This window comes from Salmonella sp. SAL04202 (assembly GCF_046550775.1).
In the GTDB taxonomy this organism is placed as follows: domain Bacteria; phylum Pseudomonadota; class Gammaproteobacteria; order Enterobacterales; family Enterobacteriaceae; genus Salmonella; species Salmonella enterica.
The window spans coordinates 262,420-283,934 of record NZ_JBGDXK010000003.1; the positions used below are offsets into that span (position 1 = coordinate 262,420).

Consider the following 21,515-nt stretch of genomic DNA (forward strand, 5'->3'; position numbering starts at 1 on the left):
TCTGAAAAAAAACGATTCAGGGTAGTTGAAACCGCACGTTTCGCCCTTATTACAGATTCACAACCACATGATGACCGAATTTTTAGTGGAGACGTTTAGATGGGTAAAATTATTGGTATCGACCTGGGTACTACCAACTCTTGTGTAGCGATTATGGATGGAACGCAGGCACGCGTGCTGGAGAACGCCGAGGGCGATCGCACTACGCCTTCTATCATTGCTTATACCCAGGATGGTGAAACTCTGGTTGGTCAGCCGGCTAAACGTCAGGCAGTGACAAACCCGCAAAACACCCTGTTTGCGATTAAACGCCTGATTGGCCGCCGCTTCCAGGACGAAGAAGTTCAACGTGACGTTTCTATCATGCCGTACAAAATCATCGGCGCCGACAACGGCGACGCATGGCTTGATGTGAAAGGTCAGAAAATGGCGCCGCCGCAGATTTCTGCCGAAGTGCTGAAGAAAATGAAGAAAACGGCTGAAGATTATCTGGGCGAACCGGTAACTGAAGCGGTTATCACCGTACCGGCTTACTTTAACGATGCGCAGCGTCAGGCTACCAAAGATGCTGGTCGTATCGCGGGGCTGGAAGTTAAACGTATCATCAACGAACCAACTGCCGCAGCGCTGGCTTACGGTCTGGATAAAGAAGTCGGCAACCGTACTATCGCGGTTTACGACCTCGGTGGTGGTACTTTCGATATCTCTATTATCGAAATCGACGAAGTTGATGGCGAAAAAACCTTTGAAGTTCTGGCAACCAACGGTGATACCCACCTGGGTGGTGAAGACTTCGATACCCGCCTGATCAACTACCTCGTTGACGAGTTTAAGAAAGATCAGGGCATTGACCTGCGTAACGATCCGCTGGCCATGCAGCGCCTGAAAGAAGCCGCAGAAAAAGCCAAAATCGAGCTGTCTTCTGCGCAACAGACCGACGTGAACCTGCCGTACATTACCGCAGATGCCACCGGTCCGAAACACATGAACATCAAAGTGACTCGTGCGAAACTGGAAAGCCTGGTTGAAGATCTGGTGAACCGTTCTATCGAGCCGCTGAAAGTCGCACTGCAGGACGCTGGCCTGTCCGTGTCTGATATCAACGACGTGATCCTCGTCGGCGGTCAGACCCGTATGCCAATGGTGCAGAAAAAAGTGGCTGAATTCTTTGGTAAAGAGCCGCGTAAAGACGTTAACCCGGACGAAGCTGTGGCTATCGGCGCAGCGGTACAGGGCGGCGTATTGACCGGTGATGTGAAAGACGTACTGCTGCTGGACGTTACCCCTCTGTCTCTGGGTATCGAAACGATGGGTGGCGTGATGACTCCGCTTATCACCAAAAACACCACCATCCCGACCAAGCACAGCCAGGTGTTCTCTACTGCGGAAGACAACCAGTCTGCGGTAACCATCCATGTGCTGCAGGGTGAGCGTAAACGTGCGTCTGATAACAAATCTCTGGGTCAGTTCAACCTGGATGGCATCAACCCGGCGCCGCGCGGTATGCCGCAGATCGAAGTCACCTTCGATATCGATGCTGACGGTATCCTGCACGTCTCCGCGAAAGATAAAAATAGCGGCAAAGAGCAGAAGATCACCATCAAGGCATCTTCTGGTCTGAACGAGGAAGAAATTCAGAAAATGGTTCGCGATGCAGAAGCGAACGCTGAATCCGACCGTAAGTTCGAAGAGCTGGTTCAGACCCGTAACCAGGGTGACCATCTGCTGCACAGCACCCGTAAGCAGGTTGAAGAAGCAGGCGATAAACTGCCGGCTGATGACAAAACCGCTATCGAGTCTGCCCTGAGCGCGCTGGAAACTGCCCTGAAAGGCGAAGATAAAGCCGCTATCGAAGCGAAAATGCAGGAGCTGGCGCAGGTTTCCCAGAAACTGATGGAAATCGCTCAGCAGCAACATGCGCAGCAGCAGGCTGGCTCCGCTGACGCTTCTGCAAACAACGCGAAAGATGACGACGTTGTCGACGCTGAGTTTGAAGAAGTAAAAGATAAAAAATAATCGCCCTTTGAACGGGTAATTACTGGCACGGGCGAAGAGGTTTCCTCTCCGCCCGTGTATGCATGTTAAGGGCAGATAAAAAGAGATGGCGAAAAGAGATTACTACGAGATTTTAGGCGTTTCCAAAACAGCGGAAGAGCGTGAAATCAAAAAGGCGTATAAGCGCCTGGCCATGAAATATCATCCGGACCGCAATCAGGGTGATAAAGAGGCCGAAGCTAAATTTAAAGAGATTAAAGAAGCCTATGAAGTGCTGACCGATGCGCAAAAACGCGCAGCCTACGATCAGTATGGTCACGCCGCGTTTGAACAAGGCGGTATGGGCGGCGGATTTGGCGGCGGCTTTAATGGCGGCGCTGATTTCAGTGATATCTTTGGTGACGTTTTTGGCGATATCTTTGGCGGCGGGCGTGGTCGCCAACGTGCGGCGCGTGGGGCTGATTTGCGTTATAACATGGATCTCACCCTGGAAGAAGCGGTGCGTGGCGTGACCAAAGAGATCCGTATTCCGACGCTGGAGGAGTGCGACGTTTGCCACGGCAGCGGGGCGAAAGCTGGCACGCAACCGCAAACCTGTCCGACCTGTCATGGTTCTGGTCAGGTACAGATGCGCCAGGGATTCTTTGCTGTACAGCAGACCTGCCCACACTGTCAGGGACGCGGTACGCTGATCAAAGATCCGTGCCATAAATGTCACGGTCATGGGCGTGTTGAAAAGAGTAAAACTCTGTCCGTTAAAATCCCGGCGGGTGTGGATACCGGCGATCGTATTCGTCTGGCAGGCGAGGGCGAAGCGGGCGAGCATGGCGCACCGGCAGGCGACTTGTACGTTCAGGTCCAGGTGAAACAACACCCTATTTTCGAGCGTGAAGGCAATAATCTTTATTGCGAAGTGCCGATCAACTTTGCGATGGCGGCGCTCGGCGGTGAAATTGAAGTGCCGACGTTAGATGGTCGCGTGATGCTGAAAGTACCGAGCGAAACACAAACGGGCAAGCTGTTCCGTATGCGCGGCAAAGGCGTGAAGTCCGTACGCGGTGGCGCGCAGGGCGATTTGCTGTGCCGTGTGGTCGTTGAAACGCCTGTCGGTCTGAGCGAAAAACAGAAGCAATTGCTAAAAGATCTTCAGGAAAGTTTTGGCGGCCCGACGGGAGAGAAAAACAGCCCGCGTTCAAAAAGCTTCTTTGACGGCGTGAAAAAATTCTTTGACGATTTGACTCGCTAATCTTTTTCCCGTTGTATTTTTCTTCAGCCCGGGTGTATATCCGGGCTTTTTTCTGCCTGTACGCGCCCAGGCTTCTGTTAAACGCATCGTATCCTCTCATTTGTTGATATTTTGTTTTTACTGATAAACAAATTGATGTTAATCAGCAGTTTTGTATACGCTTATTCTTTAAAAAAACGTGATGTGATGACATTAATGATTGCTTTTTTAGATGCTGTGAATTGATTTATCTTGAGTATTATCTATATTGCTTTTTTTAGTTTCCGGAGGCAGACAGCGAATGGGATCGAAAGGTGCCAACAAGAGCTTTGATTATAATTTAATCAAAATTCTTGACGCTGTTATTTTGTCAGGAAATGCGGCTATGGCGGCAAAAAAGTTAGGCATTACACCGGCTGCCGTTTCTCTGGCGTTAAAGCGCCTGCAGAGTTATTACCCGGAAGAACTGTTTAGCAGAGGGAAAGGCGGGCTCATCCCCACAGCTAAGGCTGTCGACATTCACCAAAATTTCAGTCAGGTGATGAAACTGGTGGATGACACATTTCTCTGTAATAGCAAAAAAGATGAAGCGTTCCAGATAACGTTATTAGGCAGTGATATTGTTGAAAGCTATTATCTTTCTCAGCTCTATAACAGCGATATATTTGACCGTATTTTGATAAATCATTTCACTGTCAGAAATATGAGTCGGGAGCATATCAGCGAACTTCTGTTTACTGCGCAAGGCGATCTGTTGATTAGTGCCGAACCTTTGCTGGAGTCCGGCATAGAGAATCAAATTATTGATAGTTTTAAATCATTTGTTTGTATTTGTAGCAGTAAACACATGCTGAGTACCCTCTCACAACTGTCGCTACATCATTTTTATTCTTCGCGTCATGCGTTATATCAGCCGGGGATGGGGGCTTCAGTGATATATCATGATAGCGAGTTATTTAAGGATGAGCTTTACTATACTGGCAGGCGTATTGTCGGCTATCGCAGTGATTCGCTTAACGGTTTGATGAGCATGATCGAACGAACCTCATTGATTGCATTGATGCCTTTGAAATTAGCGCTTTTTTATAAAAATCATCGTAAATATGACATTAAATTTATTCAGCCTCCGCCCGAACTGGCTTTGAAGTCAGTTCAGGTCTATGCATCCTGGAATAAAAATAGTAGAAATATATCGACGATTAATGAGATGGTAAGTATGTTACAAACGCTTTCCTCCTTCCGTCGCTAATACACCTCATTTTTACGCTTTGATTTAATATGGTTTTAAATGATGTGCTTTGATTTTTACCCTTCTGACAGGGCGCTTACACTCCTTGTGTTAATTATTCATTTATAATGATTTCGGAGTGTTAAAATGTCTATTCCCAACCATGTGTCGACAACGGAAGTTGTGCTATTGGAGCTAGAGATCTTACTCACTATTATTTCGATTGGCGCGTGGGGAGGCTTTGTCAGCTATCTTTTACGCAAAGATAAGACAGAATATAATAGTTCTCATGAAAGTATTAAATATTGCTTAACGCAGATCGTGATTTCCTGCTTCACCAGTTTCTTGTTAAGCGCGATTGCAATCGAAAAAGAATGCAGTTTCAACATTGTTCTGTTGGCGGCAGGCTTAGGCGGTGTTTTCGCGAGTCCGATCTTAAAAATTCTTGGGCGGCGGATTAAAAAAATTATCGAAGGGAATAATTCAGATTAATTATCATTCGCAGTATCAGGCTCATCCGTGAGCCTTTTACGCGTTTTTTTTCAGCCGGGTCTAGGTCACTCTATTCTTGATCCAGCCATAAATAAATTGTTCGTTATTGTGGTTTTTCTCAGCAACGTTTAAGTAGTACGTGCCCTGACTGCAATTGAGGGCTTTCACCAAAACGGCTTCCCCTTCCTGGCCTCGCCAGGCCAAATAATGTTCGAGAGCGGCAAGCGTCCGCGGGCCAATATTGCCATCCACATGAATATCCGGGTAGCGTTTACCTTCGTGATTAAAGACGTTCAACCAGCGTTGCAGCCACGCGCTGGGGTGGTAAGCGCCTATGTTGACTGCCGCATCGCACAGCTCGAAGGAGACTGGCCACGATAGCGTCGAGATGACGTCAAAGCCTGGTTTTATCCAGTAATCCTCTTCGAGAATCGCGTAGGCTTCAGCGTGGGTCAGATCCCGCATATCGCCAGCATAGCCATGCGCTCGCGCCGTGGCTTCGGTAATGCCCCAATGGGTGGCGCCGCCTTTATCTTTAGGGTTAAATACGTAACCGCCTTCAAGCGCAATAATTCCATCTATAATTGGATTCATCTTCCCTTTCCTTCGCTTAGTGAATATGCAGATACATGAGAGAACCTAACGTTACTGAAAATACGGTCGTCAGGGCGGCGATGGTTTGCCGTACAATCTGTTTTTTTCTTCCCTTTGTTTCGCTATCCGTCGCGATAATGGCGATATCACTATTCACTTTGAGACCTTGTCTTGGAATGGTAATAAAAAGATCGTTAATACCAAGCGCTTTAAGGTCACGTCTGATTAAATAGAGAATCTGCGTTAGATTTGCATCATTAACATAGTGGCTTCGACTTCCCCATAACGCAGTGGTTATTTTTTGTCGCTCGATAATCTCCAGATGAGCATTCTCGATGATGAAACTGAGACATTTGGCTCTCATCGCAGTCATTTTAATAACCTGTGAATTTGAGACCGTCCTCAGTTCATATTTACCTTCATTGTAAATGCAGTTGCTATTAATGATATAAGTTTTCATAACGTCTTCCTTTAGAAATGTACATCCTGGTTGTCTGTGGTGACTATATTGTATGAGAAATGTCTTAATCCAATAAATGTCACTGGTTTTATTGTATTGTCATTGTCTATAGCGAGTGTAATCACATTATTTCATTGAAATTAAATGATATTTAATTACATGATAAATGATATTTACTATGCTCTCACCAGAACGGACTAAGCGGGCGCTGAGAGATGTTGTTTTCTCTTCGACAGACGGTGTTGTTAACCTCATTTTTATGATTTTTATATCATCTAAAAAGATGATGTTTTGTGATTAGCTATTTTTTATGCCTGTAACGATTATGGACCCCGCAGAACGAGCTGCGACAATTTTGAAACGTAAAAGGAAATTTGAAAATGGCTACAAGCAAACTGATTCAAGGCGATACAATTACTGAAACTACCCATGCAGCGAATGGTTTTGACCCTGCAACAAGCGATGATAAAATAAGCTATACTTCCGCTCGTGTTGCGAAACCGGTATACAATAAATATAAAAATTCCACGACTAAACCGAAGGTATTTGGTTATTACACCGACTGGTCACAGTATGACAGCCGTCTGCAAGGCAATATGTCCGAACCAGGCCGTGGTTATGATTTAACCAACGTTTCACCGACGGCTTATGACAAACTGATTTTCGGCTTTGTTGGCATCACCGGTTTCAGAAAAATTGATAAAGAAGACCGCGATGTCGTAGCAGAAGCGGCAGCACAGTGCGGCAAAGTGAAATATGAACCGACCTTCCTCGATCCGTGGGGCGATTTCCAGTCTTATATCAACCTGGGTTTTGAAACCAGCGGCTGGGATGTTGATCCGAAAACCGTGACCCAGGCTAACGCCAAAGGTATGCTGGGCGCGCTGCGTGATATGCAGGCAAAAGCGAAAGCCGCAGGTCACACGCTGGCGCTCTCCATGAGTATCGGCGGCTGGAGCATGAGTAACGGGTTCCACGAAACCGCCGCTTCTGACTCTTCTCGTAAAATCTTCGCCAAAGGCGTGGTGAAACTGTTCAAACAGTTCCCGATGTTCAGCGAAGTGGATATTGACTGGGAATACCCGAACGATGAAGGGGCGGGCAACCCGTTTGGTCCGGAAGATGGCGCTAACTACGCGCTGCTGATTGCCGAACTGCGTAAACAGCTGGATTCTGCTGGTCTGAGCAATGTGAAGATCTCTATTGCCGCTTCTGCTGTCACTACTATTTTTGACTATGCGAAAGTAAAAGATCTGATGGCTGCCGGCCTGTATGGCATCAACCTGATGACCTATGACTTCTTCGGTACGCCGTGGGCGGAAACTCTGGGCCACCACACCAACCGCAAAGCGCTGGAAGAGGGCGGCTGGGCTGTCGAAACCATCGTTGATCACCTGCTGGCGGAAGGTTTCTCCGCTGACCGTATCAACATCGGTTATGCCGGCTATACCCGTAACGCTCGTCAGGTAGAAATTGAATCCCTGTCGCCGCTGAAAGGTTCTTACAACCCAGGTTCAGGCCCTACTACCGGTTCCTTCGAATCCGGCACCAGCGAATGGTATGACGTCATTTATAGCTACCTGGATCTGGAAAACCAGAAAGGCCGTAACGGTTTCAACGTTTACACCGACCAGGTCGCTGATGCTGACTACCTGTATAGCCCGGAATCCAAACTGTTTTTATCCCTGGATACGCCGCGTACCGTCAAAGCAAAAGGCGAATATGCAGCGAAACTGGGCCTGGGCGGCGTGTTTACCTGGACTATCGATCAGGACAACGGCGTGCTGGTTAACGCCGTGCGTGAAGGTCTGGGTTATGAAATCGAATCTGAAGTTATCGATATGGAACCGTTCTACTTTGAAGGTATCAATGTAGAAAAAGATGAAGAGCAGAGCGACAGCGACGACGCACAGAAGGTCAACCACGCGCCGAAAGCGGCGATTGAACTGCTGGTCGTAGGCGGATCTACGGTACAGCTGTCTGGCGCAGGTTCTTCTGATGAAGATAACGATGAGCTGTCCTTTAGCTGGGGCGTGCCTTCTCAAATCACTGTGGCAGACAAAACGGCTGAAATCATTGAGGTTGTGGTACCGGAAGTTAGCGAAAAAACAGCCTTCCAGTTCACCCTGTTTGTACGCGACTGCTACAACGAACCGTCCTCTCAGCAGCGCTTTGTTCTGACGGCTGTGCCTGCGCTATCTCAGGTTCAACCGGAACCGGAAGAGGAAGAAGAGATTATCGTTCCTGTACCGGACGAGGAAGAAGATACCACGCCGGCTGAGGATGATACGCCAGCAGATGACAAAACGTCACCTTACGCGCAGTGGGATGCTTCTACCGTTTATGGCGCAAACTGGGGTTCTTTCGAAATCGTTAGCTGGAAAGGCCATAACTATCAGGTGAAATGGTGGTCTATGGGCGACCAGCCTGACCTGAACTGCGGTGTCGGCGGTGCATGGACCGATCTTGGCGCTTACTAATACACGGCATTAAGCACGATGTATTGGGCTTCATGATTCAAGCCCCGGTTTACCGGGGCTTTTCTCCACCAGGGACAGAGGAAGAGCAGACCATGACCATTTCCATCCATGCCAGCGCATTTGACGTCAACAGCTGGTATCAAAAAATCACCTTAACCTTTATCAATGAGAGCGGTAATCCGGTCGATATGAACCATGCCGCAATATCATTCACGGCTTCCGGGCACATCGATCCATGGGGAAATAGCGGCGGTACGCTCAAAGGGAACCTGCCGCTTACGCTGAATGAGAGTTCGTATGGCACGCTGGAAACTAACAACATCATCATTAATAACAGCGATGCATTACTTCTTCAGCCGGGCGAACGCGGGACGCTCTCTTTCAGCCTCGCGGCGACGCAGGTGCCGGTAAAAATGTCCGCCATCACCTTGACGCTGGCGTCATCGTCATCCGAAGACACAGAGTCTGAAACCCCATCCGATCAGGAGACGCCAGCGATACCCGCCGCAGACGAACAACCCGCCGAACCCGATGTGCCGGAAAAGGACAATGACCTTCAGGAACGCGGCCTTACGCTTAACGTTAGCGAGTTGAATACCGCGAGTTGGTATCAACGCGTCACCTTTACGCTGACCAACCTCTACGCTCAGGCGGTAGATCTCAATCAGCTTCAACTGAATTTTACGGCCAGCGCGCACCCCGATCCCTACAGTCCGTTTCAGGGAACAATGCTGGGGAATCAGGCCGTGACGCTGGCCAGCGATGGGGGATGGCCCATCGAGAAGAATACCATCACCATTAATCATGACGGCGCGCTGATGCTGGCGGCGGGGGATACCGCCGAATTACAGTGCTATCTGGCCGCCACGCAGATGCCAGTTGCTATCAGCGATTTGAGCGCGACGTTGGCCCATGACCCTGCCCGTCAGGGAAAAATTTGTGTTCATTTTCCTGCCATGACGCAGACCGTGGCGCTCAAACCGGCGATTGAGCTGCTGTTTCCTGCCGGCGAAACCCGGCGCTTTGTCGGCGAGTGGGGAGAGGTGCTGACAATAGGCGATCTTAGCGCAGGAACGTATCGGCTTACCGTACCGGTACTGGCGAATGATGAGATGCAAATCGCGCCAGTCGAGTCCTCTTTTACCGTTACGCTGCAATCCGGCGATGCCGCCGCGCAGGTCCAGGTATCCTGTCTGCCGATTGTCCGTTATGCCAGCGCGCGTCTGATGATTGACGCCCCTGCGCTTGGTAATGCGAAATTGACCGTTGATATCGCTGATACTACGCAAGCGGATGAGCGTACCGTCACGCTGATCGCCAACCAACCGCAGTTAATCACCCGGCTACTGGCGGGGCATCATTATACGGTCAATCTGCAGCCTGCGATGATTAATAACCGCTTTATATCGGCACCCATACAGCTTACGGGGTTTATCCCTGCTGCGGCGCAGGTTGCCGAGGTTGCTGTCGCTTACCAACAGTCAGCGCTCGACACGGCGAGTTTCGTGACGGTGGATGCCACTCTACTGGGCCTACCCGATGGCGTCGCGCCGCAGCGTTATCTGTTCAGCAGCGGTAAATATCAGTACTCATTAATGCTGGAGAGCGGCAGCGATCGGCAGACGTTGGCATTACGCTTTGCGCCCGGGCTGTATGATGTTCAGACGGACGATATTTTCATCGACAGCGTGCCGTGGCGTTGTGAACAGGCCGGGCCGCTACGGTTGTTGCAAAAGGTCAACCATGTGGCGCTGGAGTTTCTGCCCGGCGTGACGCTACAGGTAAAAGGTTGGCCTGATTACCTTGCTCATGGCGGCGTGACGGTTAACGCGCCAGAGACGGTTTCTCTTTATCGCGATATACCGTTTAGCGCGTTGTTTAAATACGATGGTTTTGACGGCGGCGGCGATCCGGTTCCGGCCGCGGAGGTTGACGTGAACGGGGATGGTTTTCTGGATTACGCGACGTTACCGATCCATAAAACCGTTGCGCTGGTGCGCCAGATAGAAAAAGAAGCCGGGCGTAGCGTCATGCCGGTAATGGTCATTTATACCGCGAATGCCAGCGGCGGTAGCGCGCTGGCGGATTTACAGGATGCGCAAAAGCTACGTAACCATTTTGGTAACTTTATTACCCAGTGTCTGGCAGCGCAGTCATACAAAGATGAGACGCATCCTGTCCCGGCCACCTTTGTGCTTAACCCGGATTTTCTCGGGGCGCTACAGCAAGGACCGTATGGCTATACCGTAGTACGGCAAAAAAACAGTGTGCCGGTGAATGCCCAACTGGCGGCGGCGATACAAGCATTACCGGCGATGGCTGGCTTTATCGCGCCTTCGTTGCCGACGTTTAGCGACGATCTCTACGGCTATATTCAGGCGGTGAACTATCTTGTTCGTCAGTTTGCCCCGGATGTGGCTTTTGGCTGGCAGACGAATGTCTGGGCGACAGGAACGGCGGACTGGGTGCTGCGCGATACCGCTGATCCGGTAGCTGAAGGGCAGGCGATCGCCGGATTTATTCATGAACTGGGCGTTTATAGCGGAGAATATGCGCCGGACTTTATTGCGTTTGATAAATTTGAGCGTGACTGTTTCAGTCCTGATGCGCTTGCCCACTATGGCTGGAATGCGACATGCTGGCTTAATTACCTGGCGATGGTCAAACAGGTGACGAAAGCGCTGCTGACGCCCGCCATGCTGTGGCAAATCCCTGGCGGCCATATGCCTACAGTAGAAGAGGGCGTCAGTAAAATCAGCGCTGCGCACTTTGCATCCGGCGGAACCTTTTTTATGGGTGACGCCCGCATTGGCAGCGATCCTGACACGCTCTCTTTGCAGCTACTCAATACGGCCTTAAATAGCGCGACTTACGGCGTCCCGACCGTCGGCGACTTTTTACGTAAAGATAAGGGGTATGACTGGGGCCAGATGCAGGCGCTGAACCTACCGGACTTTAACGTCTTTTCGATCTTATGGGGCGGTGGTTCTACTATCAGTATTACGACAATCCATTCTAACGGTGAAGACGGCGGCTGGCTGGCGGATAAAATGGTAGAGTATTATGCTGCTCCACGCTATTTCAGATAATATCACTGCTTATTTGCATTAATCTGGACTATTAGTTTGAGATTCGAAGGCGCGCTCTTTCGAATCTCTTTTCTTGCGCCCCCTGACCTCTCATTCTTTATGCGTAATTCGTTATTAATTTTCTGTAATCATTTTGTATTAAGAATTGTCTTAATCTTAAAAATATTGCGTATTAGTGCCTTGTGAATACAGAAATACTGCATAGCGATGTTATTTATTATTAATTTAAGTACTTTTTGAGAGGTTATACTGTGACGCTACATTGAGTAGACAACCGTTAATGAAAAAAATGATGAACGACGCTTTTGCTAAAGATAATAATGAGAATTCATTACACTCTTTTCTTTTTTCTCAGCAGGCTAAACCTCACGCGGCGATTGATGCCTTATTTTCGGCCTTGTTGCCATTTGGTCAACCGTTTACGCTGGGTATCGGCGATGAGTTTTATTTACAGGCAAACGATGAACACTACATTGTATTACTGGAGTCTGGAGTTGTTTCTTTCTGTCATAATGACAAACGACTCCATATATCTTCATCGTTTGCGCCATCGGTCGTGGGTATGGTTGACAGCTATGGCGCTACCTATAATGTCCCCGCGCGACCGGAACACTTTTTGCTCGCAGAAACGGTTTGTACCGGTAGATTTGTTCGCCTGCCGGATTTTATAAAAATCGCCGATGAATGCGATTTGTGGCACGACGTGGCCCGTTGTCTGGCTTACCGTCTGATGGTGATGAGCGCGCGCGATCGTGAATTAGTCGGCGTCGATTCTTATCTGAAAGTTCGGGCGCTGCTGACTGAAATATGGGCTTATCCACAGGCCTACCGGGAAAGCATTATCGTGTTGAATTTTATTCAACGGCGTACCGGGATATCGCGCAGTCGGACCATGAAGATTCTGTCTGAACTAAAAAAAGGCGGGTATATCCATATTGATAATGGGCGGCTGACGGCGCTCGGAAAACTGCCAGTGGCGTATTAATGTACTATACGCAACGATATATTTACATATCTCGACTGAATTTGCCTGATATCGTTAATAGAATGTTTTACTGAAGGTTGTTATGAAGGTTATTTTTAAAAAGTCAATACGGCTAAAGGAGATAGGCCGAACGACTGGTGTAAAGTTAATATAAAACAATAGGTTATGCCTGGTCCTATAAAACCAAATGTCGATGATTGCAACTTGCCGTTGGCTTGCTAATAATTAATAACATCGTTATCTCATTATAACGTAAAGATTAACTCACGACGTTGAGTGGCTGTTTTATTGCCTCTGACATTTATATCAGAACAAGAAGACACTTTTTTTCGCATAAGAAAAAGTCGTGATATTGCTGTGAAGAAATATCAGCAGCCGTTTCGTTAAAAAATCTGATTACCCTCATTTTTATATTTAAAAGGAGCTTGAATGAAAAAGCCTGTACTAGCATTAATGGTCTCTGCAATTGCCTTTGGCGGAATGTTGTCCACCGCGCAAGCGGATACTACAACCGTCACTGGCGGTACGGTAAATTTTGTCGGACAGGTCGTTGACGCCGCCTGTTCTGTTTCCGCTGACTCTGTCGATCAGACCGTGACATTAGGCCAGGTTCGCGCCAGTAAATTAACCGAGGCCGGTATGGTGGCGAATCAAAAAGAAGATTTCACCATTAAACTGGAAGACTGCGATACTCAGACCAGCCAGAATGCGGCGGTGATTTTTAATGGCCAACAGGACGCAAACCAGCCGGGGTCGCTGGCGAATACCGCTGGGGCAGGTTCGGCGACGAATGTGGCATTACAACTTTATGGACCAGATGGCCAGGCGCTGAATATCGGTGAATCGTCCAGTACTGTTACCTTGAACGATGGCGAAAACGTTATTCCGCTTAGCGTGGATTATATCGCTACCGGTACGGCGACTGCCGGTAATGTTACCGCGACGGCGACATTTAGCATGGTTTATTCCTGATTCCTTATCGGGATTTTTTTCTCGTCTGTTGGGAGGCGAGAAAGGGGAGTTACGCGCGTCACTGCGCGTAACAAACCGACGGCATCAGGATATTACGCAGATGAAAAAAAACTTACCGATTTTCCTTCGATTATTGCTACTGCTGTCGGCGGCCGGCCTGTCGTTTGCCGCGCAGGCGGGAGGTATTGCGCTGGGCGCGACCAGGGTGATTTATCCGCAGGGAAGTAAGCAAACCTCCTTGCCGATTATTAATTCTTCTGCCAGCAATGTTTTTTTAATTCAGTCATGGGTCGCCAATGCCGATGGTTCACGCTCGACGGATTTTATCATTACGCCGCCTCTCTTTGTGATCCAGCCTAAAAAAGAAAATATATTACGTATTATGTATGTCGGGCCGTCATTACCGACCGATCGCGAAAGCGTATTTTATTTAAACAGTAAAGCGATACCCTCTGTCGATAAAAATAAATTGACCGGCAACTCCCTGCAAATTGCGACGCAAAGCGTGATTAAGCTATTTATCCGCCCGAAAAATCTGGCGGAGGCGCCAGCTCATGCCCCGTCGACGCTTCGCTGCCGTAACGAGCGCGGCCAGCTAACGATTACTAACCCTTCGCCGTACTACGTTTCGATGGTTGAACTGTACAGCGCGGGGAAAAAACTGCCGAATACTATGGTACCGCCGAAAGGCGCGATCACTCTCCCGGCGACGCCCGGCCAGGTATCTTTGCGCACGGTAAACGATTTTGGCGCAACGACGCCAGCACGCGTTTGTCCAGCTTCATGATGTTATGCGTAATCAGCTTTTCATGACGCGATATTACTCCAGCGTAGCTAAACCCGTATTAACCCCGCTGGCGTTGGCTATCGCACTGGTGCCTGCGCCGGGGTGGGCGGAAAACTATTTCAACCCGGCATTTCTGTCTGACGACCCGTCTGCGGTGGCCGACCTATCGACCTTTTCCCGTAATGCCCAGGCGGCGGGGATGTATCGCGTTGACGTTTACCTGAACAATACGTTTCTCGCGACCAGAGACATTGCCTTCCAGGCGGTGAAGACGACGGAAAAAAGCGCGCCCACCGATGACAGCGGATTACGCGCCTGCCTGACGCCTGAAATGCTTAAAAATATGGGGGTAAACACCGGGGCGTTTCCACTGTTGGCGAAGGCGGCGGCGGGAAGTTGTCCGGATCTCGCCAGTGCGATACCGGCCGCCCGGACCCGCTTTGATTTTGCGCAGCAACGTCTCGACATTAGCATCCCGCAGGCGGCGATGGTTGCCAGCGCCAGAGGCTATATCCCACCGAAATACTGGGATGAAGGTATTAACGCGTTGCTATTGAATTACACCTTTACCGGCGCGAATAGTCAGGATCGGAGCCCAGGCGGCAGTGCGGAGAACAGCTATTTTCTTGGATTGAATAGCGGCCTTAATCTGGGGGCCTGGCGGTTACGCGACTACTCCACATGGAACGCGAATAGCGGCGATCAGAATAGCGACAGCGACTGGCAGCACATCAGTACTTATCTGGAACGTGATGTGGTCTTTTTGCAGGGAGAACTGACGGCAGGCGATAGTTATACCCCCTCCGCATTATTCGACAGCCTTCCTTTTCGCGGGCTACAACTGGCGTCTGACGACAATATGTTGCCAGACAGCATGAAGGGCTTCGCGCCGACCATTCACGGCATTGCCAGAAGCAACGCGCAAGTGACCATTCGGCAAAACGGCTACATCATTAATCAGCGCTATGTGCCGCCCGGGGCATTTACTATTAATGATCTCTATCCTACCGCCGCCAGCGGCGATTTGACTGTGGAAGTCAAAGAATCCGACGGTTCTATTAATCGCTATAACGTGCCCTATTCCGCCGTGCCGATTCTACAACGAGAAGGGCGGCTGAAGTATGCGGCGACGGTGGCGGAGTATCGTAGCGATAGTAGTCAAAAAGAGAAGGTGAAATTCAGTCAGGCGACCTTGATATGGGGGTTGCCGCATGGTTTTACGCTGTATGGCGGAACACAACTTTCCAGTCATTATCACGCGCTGGCGATCGGCAGCGGCGCAAATCTGGGCGACTGGGGCGCGGTGTCGCTGGATGTCACCCAGGCTACCAGTACGCTGGCGGATAATAACACCTACCAGGGGCAATCGCTGCGTTTCCTGTATGCCAAATCGCTTGCACAGTCAGGAACCAATTTACAGCTTATGGGCTATCGCTATTCAACCTCGGGCTTTTACACGTTGGATGATACCACGTGGAAACGGATGAGCGGCTATGACGAGGACGATCGGACTGACAGCGATAAAAGCAGGCCGGAATGGGCGGATTATTACAATCTTTATTATACCAGGAGGGGGAAAGTACAACTCGATATCAATCAACAGCTAGGCGGGTTGGGATCGCTTTTTATTACCGGTAGTCAGCAAAGTTACTGGCACACTGATGAAAAGGATTCTTTGTTGCAGGTGGGATACAGCGATACGCTGGCGGGTATTGCATGGAGCGTTTCTTACAACAATAACAAATCCGCAGGCGATGCGGAGCGCGATCAAATTTTCGCGCTGAATATCTCGGTGCCGCTAAGTCAATGGCTGCAACACGATGATGAAGTCACGCGCCATCACAATGTTTACGCTACCTTTAGCACCAGTACGGACAAACAGCATAACGTTACGCAGAATGCGGGCCTTAGCGGCACACTACTGGACGAAAACAATCTTAGTTACAACATACAGCAAGGCTATCAGAATCACGGTATTGGCGAAAGCGGCGCCGCCAGCCTGGAATACGATGGGGCGAAAGGTAACGCCAACATTGGCTATAACGTTAGCGATAACGGCGATTACCAGCAGGTGAATTATGGCCTGAGCGGCGGCCTGGTGGCGCACGCGCATGGAGTGACACTAAGCCAGCCGCTGGGCAATACCAATATTTTGATTGCCGCGCCGGGCGCAGCCAACGTCGGCGTTGTCGACCAGCCGGGTATTCATACGGACGCGCGTGGCTATGCGGTGGTGCCGTATGCGACAACATATCGCCAAAACCGTATGGCGCTGGACGTTAACGCCATGGCTGATGATGTCGATATTGATGACGCGGTGACTCGCGTTGTGCCGACCGAAGGCGCGCTGGTTCTGGCCCGCTTTAAAGCGCGGGTCGGCGCGCGTGCCCTGGTAACGCTGAATCATAACGGTAAGCCTGTACCCTTTGGCGCAACGGTGACGGTGAATGATCGCCATGCGGAGGCGATTGTTGACGAGGCCGGGGAAGTCTATCTTTCCGGGTTGTCAGCGCAAGGCGTTCTGCACGTTCGCTGGGGGAACCTGCCGGATCAACAGTGCGTCGCATCCTATCATCTCTCTTCCTCCCGTCAGATTCTGAGTCGACAACATGCGGAGTGTCATTAAATGAAAATACCTCTTTTATTTGCTCTGCTGGCGGGAAGTGTCTTATCGCAGTACGCCTTCGCAGACGTGTGTAAAAACGTTAACGGTGTACCTTCCAGTATTAATTACGATTTAACGACCACTCTGACGGCAGAACAAAACCAGGTGGGAAAAACGGTTCAACTGGAAAAAAGCCAGGAAGTTAATGTACAGGCGGTGTGTCCCGCCGGCGCGGCGACCTATAGCCAGACTTATCGCTCCTATGTGTCGCCATATCCGGTCGTAGAAACAAGCGGTAACTGGAAATATTTAAAGCTGGATCCGGACTACCTGGAAGGCGGAATGCGAATTGAGGATTCTTCGGCGGGCGATATCTATCCGCCAATGAACAATGTCCTGATGGGATATGATGAAAATGTGAAAGCGGGTCAACCGTTTTACGTTCGTGACTCAAATCTGGAGTTTCAGCTCAAAATTGTTAAACCGTTCGTCGGCACGGTGAATATTAGTCCTAAGACTATGTTCAATGTTTATGTCATGACCGCCGCAGGCGATCCGCTGACAGATGTCGTATACAGCATTCTTTATAGTGGAACGGTGACCGTACCGCAAAGCTGTGAAATCAACGCCGGACAAACGATTCTGGTGAATTTCGGTGCATTATACAGCGGCAATTTCAACCATGCAGGCCAAAAGCCGGAGGGGGTACGAGCGAAAAAATTCAGCGTACCGGTAAAGTGCAGCGGTCTGGATTCGCAGGTCAATTTAACAATGCGTCTTATCGCTACGCCGGATAGCCACTTTCCCCAGGCTATCGCTTCGGATAATGCCGATGTCGGCGTAGTGGTCGAAACCGATGAAGGAAACGCGCTTATCCCCAATGATGTACAGAGCGTCGCGCCTTTTATCACCGATAGCGCCGGACGCGCTAACATCACATTGCAAGCCTACCCGGTAAGTACAACAGGCGAAACGCCTGCGGAAGGGGCATTTACCGCACTGGCCAGCCTGCGAGTGGACTTTGACTAAATGAACAGATCACACTGCGCTCTTTTGGCCATGGGACTGATGCTGTGTCCACAAATCAATGCCAGCGCTGACGACCTCGCTTATAACCTCGAATTTACCGGCACTATTGTGGCGCAAACCTGCGACATAGATATTTCCAGTCTCAGTCAAAGTATTGATTTAGGACAGTTTGCGGTTGGCGACTTTCCTTCGACAGGAACAACGACAAAATTTAAGCCCTTTAATATCAACCTCAAAAATTGTTCCCGAGGAATTGCCGGGGCGAAGATCTGGTTTACCGGCGAACCCGATCCGGACAATCCCGCGCTACTGGCGATAACCGACACCGGGATGGGAAGCGGAAACATGTTAGCAAGCGGGGTTGGGGTGGAAATTCTGAATGATGATCAGGATACCATCAGTATCAATAATGCCGACTCGGTGGTCTATCCGTTGAAAGCCGGACGCAACACGCTGTCTTTTTATATTCGCTATAAATCGACCCGGCCGACGGTCACGTCCGGGAACGCGACGGCGGTCATGTATTTCGATATGCAGTATGAATGAGGAGCCATCGTAATTATGCGTAACGATATCCTGTACGGCATCGGGATGCTGCTGGCGGCATCCGGCGTCCAGGCGCACGATGGCCGGGTTTATGTCTCCGGAACCATCACGGACAATACGTGTTCGCTCTCTCCAGACTCGGAAAATATTAACGTGGCGATGGGCGCGGTTTCTCAACGGCAGTTTTATCGCGCGGGCGACGGTTCCGCATGGCAACCTTTTGCTATCGATTTACAAAACTGCGGCAGCACTGCCAGCGGCGTAACGGTCAGTTTTAGCGGTGCAGCGGACAGCCGTAATACGGATTTATTGGCGCTTACCGCAGGGGAAAGCGACGCTTCAGGCATTGGGATTGCGCTTTATGATCAAAATAAAACTTTAATCCCACTGGGGCAAGAGAGTGATGTGGTGACGCTCAGTCCGGGTCAGGCGTCGGCGCATCTGCAATTTTACGCGCGTTATCTTGCCGATGGCGGCGCGGTAACGCCCGGGGACGCCAATGCCTCCGCAACCTTCATTCTTGCCTATGAATAAGTTCTTTTTACGCTGCGCGATATATTGGTGCTTGCTTCCCATATCATGGGCGCAGGCTGGCGTGGTAATTGGCGGTACTCGCTTTATCTATCATGCGGGCGCCCCGGCATTAAGCGTACCGGTAAGTAACCATTCAGAAGCGTCCTGGTTAATTGATACGCATATTTTACCTGGTGGCCGCTGGCCCGGAACCAAAAACGAAGGGAATATCACGCCCTTCGTAGTCACGCCGCCATTATTTATGCTTTCAGCGCGCCAGGAAAACTCAATGCGGGTGGTTTATACCGGCGCACCGCTACCCGCCGACAGGGAAAGTCTGTTTACCTTGAGTATCGCCGCTATTCCCTCCGGTAAACCGGAAGCGAACCGTGTACAAATGGCGTTTCGTTCGGCTTTAAAATTGCTCTATCGCCCTGAGGGACTCGCCGGCAATCCGCAGCAGGCCTACCGGCATCTGATCTGGTCGCTTACCCCCGATGGCGCGACGGTACGCAATCCGACACCCTATTACGTTACGCTCTTTTTATTACGCGCTAACGAGCGCGCCCAGGACAACGCCGGGGTCGTGGCTCCCTTTGCAACGCGTCGAACGGACTGGTGCCGGCACGCGGTTCGCTGCACTGTGCGCTGGCAAAGTATTAATGACTATGGGCGGGTAATGCCAGCGCAAACCGTGGATCTGACGCGTATTCATTAACCTATTTTTCAGGCGTCTCCCGATAGCGGGAGGCTTTCCGATCTTATCGAACGAGACTTTTATTATGTATTATCACGCGTTAAAACTTTCCCGACTGGCGATGTTGACGTTGGCAGGCGTTGCCGTATCCGCCTCGGCAATCGCCGCCGATTCTGCCCCGACGTCGCAAATTGGCCCGACGGCGGAAGCCTACATCGTCAGTCATCCGGATAAAGTGGGAGAGGTGGTGGCAACGTATTTGGCCGAACATCCGGAATTTTTGGTCGCCGCCAGCGAGACGTTGCATCAGCGTCAGCAGATTGCGCAACAACAGGCGTATGTTCAACTGGCATTACAGTATCGTGCTGAGTTGCTCAGTAGCAGCAGTCCTTCCGTTGGGCCCAACGAGGCAAAAGCGGCGGTGGTGATGTTCTTTGATTACCAGTGCTCGTGGTGTAGCAAAATGGCGCCTGTGGTCGAAAACCTGATTAAGGCGAACCCGGATACCCGGTTTATTTTCAAAGAGTTTCCTATTTTTTCCTCCCGCTGGCCGGTATCCGGACTGGCGGCCAGAGTCGGCGAACAGGTATGGCTTACCCAGGGCGGGGCGAAATATCTCGACTGGCATAATGCGCTTTATGCCACAGGGAAGGTGGAAGGCGCGTTAACGGAACACGATGTCTACACCCTGGCGCAACATTATCTAACGCCGACGCAGTTGGCCGCCGTAAAAGAAGCGCAAAGCAGTGGTGCAGTACATGATGCGCTCCTCACTAACCAGGCACTGGCGCAGCATATGGACTTTAGCGGCACGCCTGCTTTTGTCGTCATGCCTCAGACGCAAAACGGTGATGTAAAACGGGTGACCGTGATCCCGGGAAGCACGACTCAGGATATGTTGCAAATGGCGATTCAGAAAGCGAAGGGGTGATATTCGCTCAGAGGAGAACGCACAGGAGTGAAAGTAAAATGAAGTCTATGCGTTGCGTCATACCGGTGATTTTACTTTCCTTTATCGTTCATGAAGGGACAGCGAAACCGACCGCTCAGATTCATTTTATGGGATCGGTTGTTGAGGCAGGCTGCTGGAATGACGTGGGAACCTTAGAAATTCAATGCCATAATAAAGAGGGAATTGAACGTTATATTATTGTCGAGAATATTATCACGCCGATATCGTCTCCTCATGCAACGGTAAAACGAGATTATTTGGATGAAGATAAGCAATTAACAGTGCTACGCATTGTCTATGACTGAACCGCGTAGCAGACCGCAGATGGTGTCCCGTCAGTGTCGTGTGAGGATATTATGAAAAATGTTCTCACCTTCCCGGGACACGGTCTATAGACTTTATCTTCAGATAAATGGCGCTAAAAAGAAAAGTACGATCAATAAAAAAAGAGTGGGAATACCAATAGATATAATTTTATTACATCGGTGAGCATGATGTTGAATAGCTTGTGGCAGTATGTCAGCAGCGTCAATGATAAATCTTTCATCGATTTTTATCCCCTGCCTGGGGAGCGTAACGAACAGTTCGAAAAGCCCGATTTGTTGTAAATCTCGTCGCAGCAGATAAAGAAGTTGCGTCAAATTAGCATCGCTAACAAATTGACTTCGCTCTCCCCAAACTGCGTACGCGACACCTTCACGGATAATCAATTCCTGATGTGCGTTTTCTATTAAATAGCTCAGGCACCAGGCCCGCATAAATGTCATTTTGAACGCTGCATTGCTGCGCAAGGACGTGATTTCCCTTAATGATTCATTGTAAATAAACTCATTATTTATTTTATGCTGTCTCATGATTACTCCATT

The 21,515-nt window shown here is 49.9% G+C and carries 19 protein-coding genes; 16 read left to right on the forward strand and 3 right to left on the reverse strand.

The window, feature by feature from the left end; genetic code table 11:
- Positions 1-99 precede the first annotated feature (99 nt).
- From dnaK to ACLJQJ_RS15070, 4 genes are all read left to right on the forward strand, one after another.
- Positions 100-2,016: a molecular chaperone DnaK gene (gene dnaK, locus ACLJQJ_RS15055; RefSeq protein WP_000516126.1), complete on the forward strand. Its 1,917-nt coding sequence runs from the start codon at positions 100-102 to the stop codon at positions 2,014-2,016.
- Positions 2,017-2,101: 85 nt separating this feature from the next.
- On the forward strand, positions 2,102-3,241 hold the full coding sequence (gene dnaJ, locus ACLJQJ_RS15060; RefSeq protein ID WP_001119009.1) for a molecular chaperone DnaJ: 1,140 nt from the start codon (positions 2,102-2,104) through the stop codon (positions 3,239-3,241).
- Between the two features lie 280 nt (positions 3,242-3,521).
- Positions 3,522-4,469, forward strand: a complete 948-nt coding sequence (locus ACLJQJ_RS15065; protein ID WP_000534911.1) for a LysR family transcriptional regulator — start codon at positions 3,522-3,524, stop codon at positions 4,467-4,469.
- Between the two features lie 126 nt (positions 4,470-4,595).
- Complete coding sequence (locus ACLJQJ_RS15070; protein WP_000026889.1) at positions 4,596-4,940, forward strand: phage holin family protein; 345 nt, start codon at positions 4,596-4,598, stop codon at positions 4,938-4,940.
- A gap of 60 nt (positions 4,941-5,000) precedes the next feature.
- Here the strand turns inward: ACLJQJ_RS15070 and ACLJQJ_RS15075 are convergent, their stop codons facing one another.
- The gene (locus tag ACLJQJ_RS15075) at positions 5,001-5,534 is read right to left on the reverse strand and encodes a glycoside hydrolase family 108 protein (RefSeq protein WP_001068132.1); all 534 of its coding nucleotides are present in this window, start codon (positions 5,532-5,534) and stop codon (positions 5,001-5,003) included.
- A gap of 16 nt (positions 5,535-5,550) precedes the next feature.
- Positions 5,551-5,994 (reverse strand): transcriptional regulator, encoded by a 444-nt coding sequence (locus ACLJQJ_RS15080; RefSeq protein WP_000860681.1) that lies wholly within the window; start codon positions 5,992-5,994, stop codon positions 5,551-5,553.
- Positions 5,995-6,374: 380 nt separating this feature from the next.
- Here ACLJQJ_RS15080 and ACLJQJ_RS15085 point away from each other — a divergent pair, with 380 nt between their 5' ends.
- The 12 genes from ACLJQJ_RS15085 to ACLJQJ_RS15140 all read left to right on the forward strand — a co-directional run bounded on the left by ACLJQJ_RS15085 (position 6,375) and on the right by ACLJQJ_RS15140 (position 20,954).
- Positions 6,375-8,474 (forward strand): glycosyl hydrolase family 18 protein, encoded by a 2,100-nt coding sequence (locus ACLJQJ_RS15085; protein WP_063809576.1) that lies wholly within the window; start codon positions 6,375-6,377, stop codon positions 8,472-8,474.
- A 92-nt stretch (positions 8,475-8,566) separates the two neighbouring features.
- Positions 8,567-11,563, forward strand: a complete 2,997-nt coding sequence (locus ACLJQJ_RS15090) for a hypothetical protein (protein WP_063809575.1) — start codon at positions 8,567-8,569, stop codon at positions 11,561-11,563.
- 280 nt (positions 11,564-11,843) lie between these two features.
- On the forward strand, positions 11,844-12,548 hold the full coding sequence (locus tag ACLJQJ_RS15095; RefSeq protein WP_000738619.1) for a winged helix-turn-helix transcriptional regulator: 705 nt from the start codon (positions 11,844-11,846) through the stop codon (positions 12,546-12,548).
- A gap of 429 nt (positions 12,549-12,977) precedes the next feature.
- The gene (locus ACLJQJ_RS15100; protein ID WP_000743357.1) at positions 12,978-13,520 is read left to right on the forward strand and encodes a fimbrial protein BcfA; all 543 of its coding nucleotides are present in this window, start codon (positions 12,978-12,980) and stop codon (positions 13,518-13,520) included.
- A gap of 100 nt (positions 13,521-13,620) precedes the next feature.
- A complete protein-coding gene (gene bcfB / locus ACLJQJ_RS15105; RefSeq protein WP_000739906.1) occupies positions 13,621-14,307 on the forward strand; it encodes a fimbrial biogenesis chaperone BcfB in 687 nt (228 codons plus the stop codon).
- Positions 14,308-14,311: 4 nt separating this feature from the next.
- Positions 14,312-16,933, forward strand: coding sequence for a fimbrial usher BcfC (bcfC, locus tag ACLJQJ_RS15110; protein WP_063809574.1), 2,622 nt, complete (start codon positions 14,312-14,314; stop codon positions 16,931-16,933).
- Entirely contained in the window at positions 16,934-17,941 is a 1,008-nt protein-coding gene (locus tag ACLJQJ_RS15115; RefSeq protein WP_063809573.1) for a fimbrial protein BcfD, read from the forward strand.
- Complete coding sequence (locus ACLJQJ_RS15120) at positions 17,942-18,487, forward strand: fimbrial protein BcfE (protein ID WP_063809572.1); 546 nt, start codon at positions 17,942-17,944, stop codon at positions 18,485-18,487.
- A 15-nt stretch (positions 18,488-18,502) separates the two neighbouring features.
- A complete protein-coding gene (locus tag ACLJQJ_RS15125; protein WP_001243227.1) occupies positions 18,503-19,021 on the forward strand; it encodes a fimbrial protein BcfF in 519 nt (172 codons plus the stop codon).
- Positions 18,987-19,718: a fimbrial chaperone BcfG gene (gene bcfG / locus ACLJQJ_RS15130; protein ID WP_077914348.1), complete on the forward strand. Its 732-nt coding sequence runs from the start codon at positions 18,987-18,989 to the stop codon at positions 19,716-19,718. Before ACLJQJ_RS15125 ends, bcfG begins: the two co-directional genes overlap by 35 nt.
- 64 nt (positions 19,719-19,782) lie before the next feature.
- The gene (locus tag ACLJQJ_RS15135; protein ID WP_000291393.1) at positions 19,783-20,628 is read left to right on the forward strand and encodes a DsbA family protein; all 846 of its coding nucleotides are present in this window, start codon (positions 19,783-19,785) and stop codon (positions 20,626-20,628) included.
- 38 nt (positions 20,629-20,666) lie between these two features.
- Positions 20,667-20,954 carry a hypothetical protein gene (locus ACLJQJ_RS15140; protein ID WP_000839831.1) on the forward strand — a complete coding sequence of 96 codons (288 nt, stop codon included), beginning with the start codon at positions 20,667-20,669 and terminating at the stop codon, positions 20,952-20,954.
- A 99-nt stretch (positions 20,955-21,053) separates the two neighbouring features.
- On the opposite strand, the gene ACLJQJ_RS15145 is transcribed toward ACLJQJ_RS15140, so the two are convergent.
- Positions 21,054-21,503 carry a transcriptional regulator gene (locus tag ACLJQJ_RS15145; protein WP_023238139.1) on the reverse strand — a complete coding sequence of 150 codons (450 nt, stop codon included), beginning with the start codon at positions 21,501-21,503 and terminating at the stop codon, positions 21,054-21,056.
- Between the last annotated feature and the right edge of the window lie 12 nt (positions 21,504-21,515).

Coding starts and splice junctions, on each gene's coding strand:
- ACLJQJ_RS15070 (WP_000026889.1), top strand. CDS start 4,596: ATGTCTATTCCCAACCATGTGTCGACAACGGAAGTTGTGCTATTGGAG.
- ACLJQJ_RS15090 (WP_063809575.1), top strand. CDS start 8,567: ATGACCATTTCCATCCATGCCAGCGCATTTGACGTCAACAGCTGGTAT.
- ACLJQJ_RS15065 (WP_000534911.1), top strand. CDS start 3,522: ATGGGATCGAAAGGTGCCAACAAGAGCTTTGATTATAATTTAATCAAA.
- dnaK (WP_000516126.1), top strand. CDS start 100: ATGGGTAAAATTATTGGTATCGACCTGGGTACTACCAACTCTTGTGTA.
- bcfB (WP_000739906.1), top strand. CDS start 13,621: ATGAAAAAAAACTTACCGATTTTCCTTCGATTATTGCTACTGCTGTCG.
- ACLJQJ_RS15085 (WP_063809576.1), top strand. CDS start 6,375: ATGGCTACAAGCAAACTGATTCAAGGCGATACAATTACTGAAACTACC.
- ACLJQJ_RS15120 (WP_063809572.1), top strand. CDS start 17,942: ATGAACAGATCACACTGCGCTCTTTTGGCCATGGGACTGATGCTGTGT.
- bcfG (WP_077914348.1), top strand. CDS start 18,987: ATGCCTCCGCAACCTTCATTCTTGCCTATGAATAAGTTCTTTTTACGC.
- ACLJQJ_RS15075 (WP_001068132.1), bottom strand. CDS start 5,534: ATGAATCCAATTATAGATGGAATTATTGCGCTTGAAGGCGGTTACGTA.
- ACLJQJ_RS15100 (WP_000743357.1), top strand. CDS start 12,978: ATGAAAAAGCCTGTACTAGCATTAATGGTCTCTGCAATTGCCTTTGGC.
- ACLJQJ_RS15115 (WP_063809573.1), top strand. CDS start 16,934: ATGAAAATACCTCTTTTATTTGCTCTGCTGGCGGGAAGTGTCTTATCG.
- ACLJQJ_RS15145 (WP_023238139.1), bottom strand. CDS start 21,503: ATGAGACAGCATAAAATAAATAATGAGTTTATTTACAATGAATCATTA.
- ACLJQJ_RS15080 (WP_000860681.1), bottom strand. CDS start 5,994: ATGAAAACTTATATCATTAATAGCAACTGCATTTACAATGAAGGTAAA.
- ACLJQJ_RS15140 (WP_000839831.1), top strand. CDS start 20,667: ATGAAGTCTATGCGTTGCGTCATACCGGTGATTTTACTTTCCTTTATC.
- ACLJQJ_RS15135 (WP_000291393.1), top strand. CDS start 19,783: ATGTATTATCACGCGTTAAAACTTTCCCGACTGGCGATGTTGACGTTG.
- bcfC (WP_063809574.1), top strand. CDS start 14,312: ATGCGTAATCAGCTTTTCATGACGCGATATTACTCCAGCGTAGCTAAA.
- ACLJQJ_RS15095 (WP_000738619.1), top strand. CDS start 11,844: ATGAAAAAAATGATGAACGACGCTTTTGCTAAAGATAATAATGAGAAT.
- ACLJQJ_RS15125 (WP_001243227.1), top strand. CDS start 18,503: ATGCGTAACGATATCCTGTACGGCATCGGGATGCTGCTGGCGGCATCC.
- dnaJ (WP_001119009.1), top strand. CDS start 2,102: ATGGCGAAAAGAGATTACTACGAGATTTTAGGCGTTTCCAAAACAGCG.